The 6567-nt window shown below is 42.2% G+C and carries 7 protein-coding genes and 1 pseudogene; 4 read left to right on the top strand and 4 right to left on the bottom strand.

Going from position 1 to position 6567, the window contains the following annotated elements; all coding sequences use genetic code 11:
• The coding region (locus Q0Z62_RS10365) for a CorA family divalent cation transporter (RefSeq protein WP_298054254.1) at positions 1-551 on the bottom strand (551 nt) is incomplete at its 3' end.
• A 33-nt stretch (positions 552-584) separates the two neighbouring features.
• Between Q0Z62_RS10365 and Q0Z62_RS10360 the strand changes: the two genes are divergently transcribed.
• On the top strand, positions 585-1001 hold the full coding sequence (locus Q0Z62_RS10360; protein ID WP_298054251.1) for an HIT domain-containing protein: 417 nt from the start codon (positions 585-587) through the stop codon (positions 999-1001).
• Positions 1002-1044: 43 nt separating this feature from the next.
• Here Q0Z62_RS10360 and Q0Z62_RS10355 read toward each other — a convergent pair.
• Positions 1045-1755, bottom strand: a pseudogene (locus Q0Z62_RS10355) (sulfate/molybdate ABC transporter ATP-binding protein); the annotation flags it as partial.
• Between the two features lie 198 nt (positions 1756-1953).
• On the opposite strand from Q0Z62_RS10355, the gene cysP reads away from it, so the two are divergent.
• The 3 genes from cysP to cysW are packed head-to-tail and all read left to right on the top strand — an operon-like array spanning position 1954 to position 4637.
• The gene (cysP, locus tag Q0Z62_RS10350) at positions 1954-2952 is read left to right on the top strand and encodes a thiosulfate ABC transporter substrate-binding protein CysP (protein ID WP_298054248.1); all 999 of its coding nucleotides are present in this window, start codon (positions 1954-1956) and stop codon (positions 2950-2952) included.
• Positions 2953-2976: 24 nt separating this feature from the next.
• Positions 2977-3825, top strand: coding sequence for a sulfate ABC transporter permease subunit CysT (cysT, locus tag Q0Z62_RS10345; protein WP_298054245.1), 849 nt, complete (start codon positions 2977-2979; stop codon positions 3823-3825).
• Between the two features lie 2 nt (positions 3826-3827).
• Positions 3828-4637 carry a sulfate ABC transporter permease subunit CysW gene (gene cysW, locus Q0Z62_RS10340; RefSeq protein ID WP_298054242.1) on the top strand — a complete coding sequence of 270 codons (810 nt, stop codon included), beginning with the start codon at positions 3828-3830 and terminating at the stop codon, positions 4635-4637.
• 50 nt (positions 4638-4687) lie between these two features.
• Here the strand turns inward: cysW and Q0Z62_RS10335 are convergent, their stop codons facing one another.
• A complete protein-coding gene (locus Q0Z62_RS10335) occupies positions 4688-5485 on the bottom strand; it encodes a siderophore-interacting protein (protein WP_269900091.1) in 798 nt (265 codons plus the stop codon).
• Between the two features lie 114 nt (positions 5486-5599).
• Positions 5600-6328 carry a methyltransferase gene (locus Q0Z62_RS10330; protein ID WP_269900092.1) on the bottom strand — a complete coding sequence of 243 codons (729 nt, stop codon included), beginning with the start codon at positions 6326-6328 and terminating at the stop codon, positions 5600-5602.
• Positions 6329-6567 lie beyond the last annotated feature (239 nt).

The following is a 6567-nucleotide window of genomic DNA, read 5'->3' as shown; positions in this document are numbered from 1 at the left end:
TGTGGCGCACGTGCTGATTGAATATATCTTGCCGCGTTTTGCGGCAACGTCTTACATCCTCCACCTGAAGGAAGAGGGTTTCGACGTAATCTGATAAAATCCAAAATTTCTGCAGCAATATAATCTGCCCCACGAGCAATTAAGTCAGGGCTTTCCTCTAAATAACCTTGTATTTCCTGATCTGTTAGCTCGGTATTACGCCACACGCTAATTAAAAAACCATCGCCAAAAAGCAATTGAGTTTCCCCAAAACGTAATACACCTTGCTCTGCTGTAAAAGTAATAGCCACCACCAAGCTTAAGCCTTCGTACTCTACGACTTTAGGACGTCGATGCTTGGTTTGCATTTCCTCTATCACGCGTTGCTGCAACGTAAACTGGGGCAATAAACGCTCTAGCTCCGCCACATTTGGATCAGACAAACTAATCCACAACACGCTATTACTTATTTTTTCTGGACGAGAATCAATCGTATCAAGACGCTGAGGAGCTTGCCCTGGCACATAATACTTAATACGATTTTGTTTAGACGATGAAAGAGGCATACTCATACACTAACGACTTTTTATCATGGACACGTATTAATGTATCACTTACACCCAACTCTTGCTGCTGACACTATCTATTTAGGCCATTTAACCCTGTGTGATGTATTACTCATGAACGATAGCCATTATCCTTGGCTAATTTTAGTGCCTCGCCGTGCTGATATACGTGAAATTTATGAGCTATCAGAACACGATCAGCAGCTGCTGCTTCAAGAGTCCAGTTTTGTTGCCAAAACAATGGCGGCCTTTAGTCAAGCAGATAAAATAAATATGGCTGCATTGGGTAATATGGTGCCACAGTTGCATCTACATATTATTGCTAGACACACCACCGATGCAGCATGGCCCCAACCGGTATGGGGTAAAGTACCTGTCAAACCCTATACCGAGCAACAACAGCAAGCACTTACTATTCATCTGTCCCACCTTTTACAAACGAACAGCACAAGCTAAGACTTCATTACGGTAACAGCATCGACTAAACGAACTAAACCGTTAAAAAATCCCGCACAAAAGCGGTCGCTGGCTGAGCAAATAATTGTGTAGGAGTATCCATCTGCTCTACATGCCCTTTATTCATAACCACAATACGGTCAGCGACTTCGGCCGCCTCATCCTGATCATGAGTAACAAACACACTTGTAATTTTTAATTCGTGTTGTAGTTCACGCAACCACTGACGCAACTCTTTACGAACCTTAGCGTCCAATGCACCAAAAGGCTCATCTAATAAGAGCACTTGGGGTTTAACTGCTAGGGATCTAGCCAAGGCCACTCGTTGACGTTGGCCTCCCGATAACTGAGCAGGATAACGATCGGCTAAACCTGACAGCTGAACCAAATCAAGCAAATCTGATACCGTTTTTTTAATGGCTGCCTTAGTTGGTCGCTTTGCCCTAGGTAGCATACGCAGCCCAAAAGAGATGTTATCGGCAATAGTCATCGAGGGAAACAATGCATAGTTTTGAAATACAAAGCCAATACCTCGCTCTCGGACAGGTACGTCCGTTGTATCTTGACCATTCAATAAAATACGACCGCTGTCTGCGGACTCTAACCCCGCAATAATGCGTAATAGCGTCGTTTTACCACAGCCCGATGGCCCAAGCAGGGCCACTAGCTCTCCCGACTCTATATCTAAAGAGATCTGATTTAAGGCCTGATAATCATCGAAGCGTCGAGAAATATGCTGCACAGTAATTGACATAGCTTTTGTCTGTATAGAACGTAAAAACCACTCTATTCTATGGCATAAAAAAACCTTTGTTTATATGATTTAAGAATAAGCAAATAGATCAAAAAAGAATAAGCAAACAAAGAAAAGGTCGTTTATGCATATAAGAAGACTGCGCACAATAGAGTCCATTCATCATAAAACTTATTTGTGTAAAAGGGATGTTGCTTTATGTTTAAGCCAGTTGTTTCTCGTCTTGCTCTAGTTGGTCTTGTTGCAGCTGTGCCTCTGCAGGTAGCAGCACAAACCGATAAGCTCTTAAATGCGTCTTATGACATTGCGCGTGAACTTTTTGCGGAATATAACCCCCTCTTTGTCCAACATTGGAAACAAGAGACAGGCCAAGACATCAGCATAGAGCAATCCCATGCAGGCACATCACGACAAGCTCAAGCAATTATGCAAGGCCTAAAGGCAGATGTAGTCACGTTTAACCAAGTTACTGATATTGATGTACTAGCTAAAAGAGGCTTTGTAGCCAAAGACTGGCAGCAACAGTTTGCTAATAATGCATCCCCTTATTACAGCACCACTGCTTTTTTAGTACGAAAAGATAACCCTAAAAACATTCAAAACTGGGATGACCTAATTCGAGATGATGTAAAAATCGTTTTCCCTAATCCTAAAACCTCCGGGAATGCCCGCTATAGTTATTTAGGAGCTTGGCTCTTTGCGAATGAAACGTTTAAAGGCGATCAAGAAAAAACCAAAGACTTTGTACAAAAACTATTAGGTAATGTAGAGAACTTCCCCACAGGCGGACGTGGAGCTACGGTTGCCTTTGCCAATAATGATCAAGGTGATGCCTTATTAACCTTTGAGTCTGAGGTTATCAATATTGCAAACGGCGATGAGTTTAAAGCACAGGATTTTCAAATTATTGTTCCCCCTGTAAGTGTTCTAGCCGAATTTCCTATTGCGGTGGTAGAAAAAGTCACCGAGCGTCAAAAAAGTGGTGATCTAGCTAAAGCCTACCTTAATTACCTCTATGCAACCCCTGCCCAAGAACTATTAAGCCGTTACAACTACAGAGTTCATGACAGCAGCGTAAAAAGTGATTTACCTACAGTACGTTTAATTAACCCAACCGATGTATTGGGCACTTGGGATCAAATTCAAGACACGCATTTTGCAGCAGGTGGTGTACTTGATCAACTACTCGCTAAATAATCCTATAGCAATCAAATCCCTATAATGTCTACCTCAGCATTTAACTGGCGCTTCATCGAACAAAAAGCGGTTTTACCTGGCTTTGGTTTAAGCTTGGGCGTCAGTGTTTTATATATTAGTTTAGTTATCCTATTACCCCTGTCGGCCTTACTCATGTACGTCAGCGACATGAGTCTGGCTGAATACTGGGCTGCTATTAGCCACCCCCGAGTCATCGCTAGCTACAAAACAACGGTTGGCGCTGCCTTAATTTCCACGCTATTTATCAGCCTAATTGGGCTGCTGTTAGCGTGGGTACTAAGCCGCTATGAGTTTGTAGGCAGACGTATTGTTGATGGTCTGATTGATCTGCCCTTTGCATTACCTACTGCCGTTGCAGGACTTACATTGGCTACGCTATTTGCTCCTAATGGTTGGTTAGGTCATTATTTTGATGCACTAGGCATAAAAATTGCTTTTGCTTGGCCTGGTATTGTCTTAGCAATGAGCTTTACTAGTCTGCCTTTTATAGTGCGATCTGTTCAGCCACTCATCGAAAATATCGATAACTCGCTTGATGAAGCCGCTGAAACCTTAGGGGCGCAACCGTGGCAACGTTTTTACTATGTCATTTTACCGCTTCTCCTACCAGGCTTAGTGACCGGTGCCTCTCAAGCATTTATTCGTTGTTTAGGGGAGTTTGGTGCGGTTATTTTTATTGCAGGCAATACTCCTTATCAAACAGAAGTGTCTTCTCTTATGATTTTTGTGCGTTTAGCCGAATATGATTATGCATCGGCTGCCGCTATTGCCTCTGTTGTGTTAGCGACCTCACTCTTATTATTATTTGGTTTGCAAATCGTCCAAAATCGCTTATTCGATAAAAAACACTAGCCATGAAAAGCAAATTGAACTCCACTCAACGAGGCCTTATTGTCCTAAGCCTTGCTCTGGTTTTTATTTTATTAGTTCTGCCTTTGCTGCTCATCGTAAGCCAAGCATTCAGCCAAGGTATTCAAGGTTTTTGGCAAGCCATTACTGACTCAGACATGAGTCATGCAATTCAACTTACCTTACTTGTTGCGGCCATTAGCGTGCCTGTCAATTTGATTTTTGGCGTTTTCTTAGCATGGAGTGTGACACACTATCGCTTTAAAGGCCGACAGTTATTGATGACCTTGATTGATATTCCTTATGCTACCTCGCCCGTTGTCGCAGGCTTATGCTATCTGGTGGTATATGGGGCAGAGGGCTATTTCGGTCAATGGCTATCCACTCATGATATTCAATTAATGTTTGCATGGCCTGGCTTAGTCATGGTGACGCTTTTTGTGACTAGCCCATTTATTGCTCGACTCTTAATTCCCTTGATGGCCGAGCAAGGTTCAGATCAAGAACAAGCAGCCCTTACTTTGGGTGCTAATGGGTGGCAAATTTTCTACCACGTCACGTTGCCTAAAATAAAATGGGGCTTGTTATATGGGGTCATTCTTAGCAATGCCCGAGCCATCGGTGAATTTGGGGCAGTTTCCGTTGTTTCTGGAGCGATACGAGGGCAAACCTTAACTCTTGCCTTATTAGTCGAGCAGCTCAATGAAGATCACAAAGTAGTCGGAGCATTTAGCGCCGCACTCCTTTTAGCAAGCATGGCGATCATTACAATCGGCGTTAAAGCTATCGTTGAATCAAACAATCTAAAGAAATAACGGTATATCAATAAAAAGATACCTGTAGAAGAGTTGCTTAACAGCATGTACTATTGCTGCTTTTCACTTTCATCCTCTCTACGCCAATAACTGGAAGCGCGAATCTGATGATTTGCTAACCCATGCGTATCGACAAGCTCTTGGCGTATAGCTTTAACAACAGATGATTCAGCTGCTGCCCAGGCAAAGCCCTCCCCATCTGGCAATCTAAGCTCTCTGACCAGTTGGGGTAAATGGCTTTGTGAATCTACCCTTTGTGCATAAACCAACTGCAAATTTACATGTGGTGGCAATAAGGCTTGCAACTGAGGGGCTTCTGTCTCTAGGACCACTACGACCTGTGCGTGATCGGGTAGCTCATGCAAACGCCGGATTATTGCAGGTAGTGCTGTCTCATCACCCACTAATAAATGCCAATCATATTCAATCGGCACCACCATAGAGCCTCTAGGCCCAGCCATGACTAAAGCATCGCCTATGCATGCTGCTTTAGCCCACATCCCAGCAGGACCTTGCTCATGCAACACAAAATCGATCTCAAGATACGATGATTTTTGATCAAAAGCGCGTGGTGTATAGTCTCTAGCAGCCGGTTTAGGTTTATCCTCTGGAAAAAATAAACCATTTTCTGTTAACTGAGGAACTACAGGTGCGTTATCTTGCTGTGGAAAAAAAAGCTTCACATGGTCATCAAAACCTGATGAGACAAAGCCAATTAAATCGTCACCTACAAACCGAATACGTACATAATTATTAGCCAGTTTCTCTACGCTCTCTACGATTATAGTTCTAACGACTATGTCATGACGCACGCGCTGTACAGTTAAGTCTTTCATTACTTTTTGCATAATTTCTCTGTGTTAGTTTCACCAATCATCTAGCTACACTCTAACAACCAAAATAGCAAATAGCAATCATTCTCATTATCAATAAACTATTGCTTTTCTAGCAACAATCAACCATTACACATGATCTATATCCCGTTTATACAAAAGGAACCGACCAGAGTATGGCTCAGCATTATCGTTTTCATTGTATTTAAAAGGACGTTGAATTTTTTTATCTTCATTTAAATCAAAACCATACATCGCCATTTTTCTTGTAAAACGATTCCTATAACCGCGATTAGGGTCCATAACCCAAATCTCAGATTTAGCTGAAGCATGTTGATGAATAAACTGAGCGACCTGAGCTGGACTAGAAGGATCATAAAGAAGATCACTGCCCATAATTAAGTCATAACGTTCAGATAAAACAGGTGATCCTGTATCTACCAATGAAACGGGTTCTTCTCTGCCCCATTGGCCATAACGAAAAGACATAGATGGTAAATGATTATTTAATAGGTTTTTAGCTAAGAAACGATGTGCTAAAGGGTGACGATCGCTAGCGGTCACATTACCCCCTAAACGATGTGCTGTCATACTAGCTAAACCCAGCCCACAACCTATTTCCAAAATCCGCTGGTCTGGATCGACTGGCTTTTTTGCAATTTTGATAGCTAACTGTAATCCAGAAGGCCACAACATCCCAAATAAAGGCCAAGCTGCCGAGCAAATACCTAAACGTTCAGCCGCCCCTAATGGGTCGTAGAACTGCTGTCTATCTAATAATGTAAAAATCTCTAATGGCTCTTGGCCAGGGATATGTATAGTACGAAGAGTCGTTTTATAGGGTGTTGTATTAGGCATGAATCACTTTTAATGATAAAGACCTACCCATATTAACATAAGCTATTTTTTATTATTTTTTAATAAATTTTATTTATCAATCTGGCAATAAATAGAGTTTATTTATGTATACATAAATTGAACAAAAAAAACCCCCACTCGATCACGAGTGGGGGTTTTCGATATAAGAGCTTGACAATGACCTACTTTCACAGGCGTACGCCCACTATCATCGGCGCTAAGGTGTTTCACTGTCCTGT

It is taken from the genome of uncultured Paenalcaligenes sp., from assembly GCF_947630565.1.
GTDB classification, from domain to species: domain Bacteria; phylum Pseudomonadota; class Gammaproteobacteria; order Burkholderiales; family Burkholderiaceae_B; genus Paenalcaligenes; species Paenalcaligenes faecalis.
Note: the sequence above shows the minus strand (reverse complement) of the source record. Positions and strands in the feature narration are given on the sequence as shown.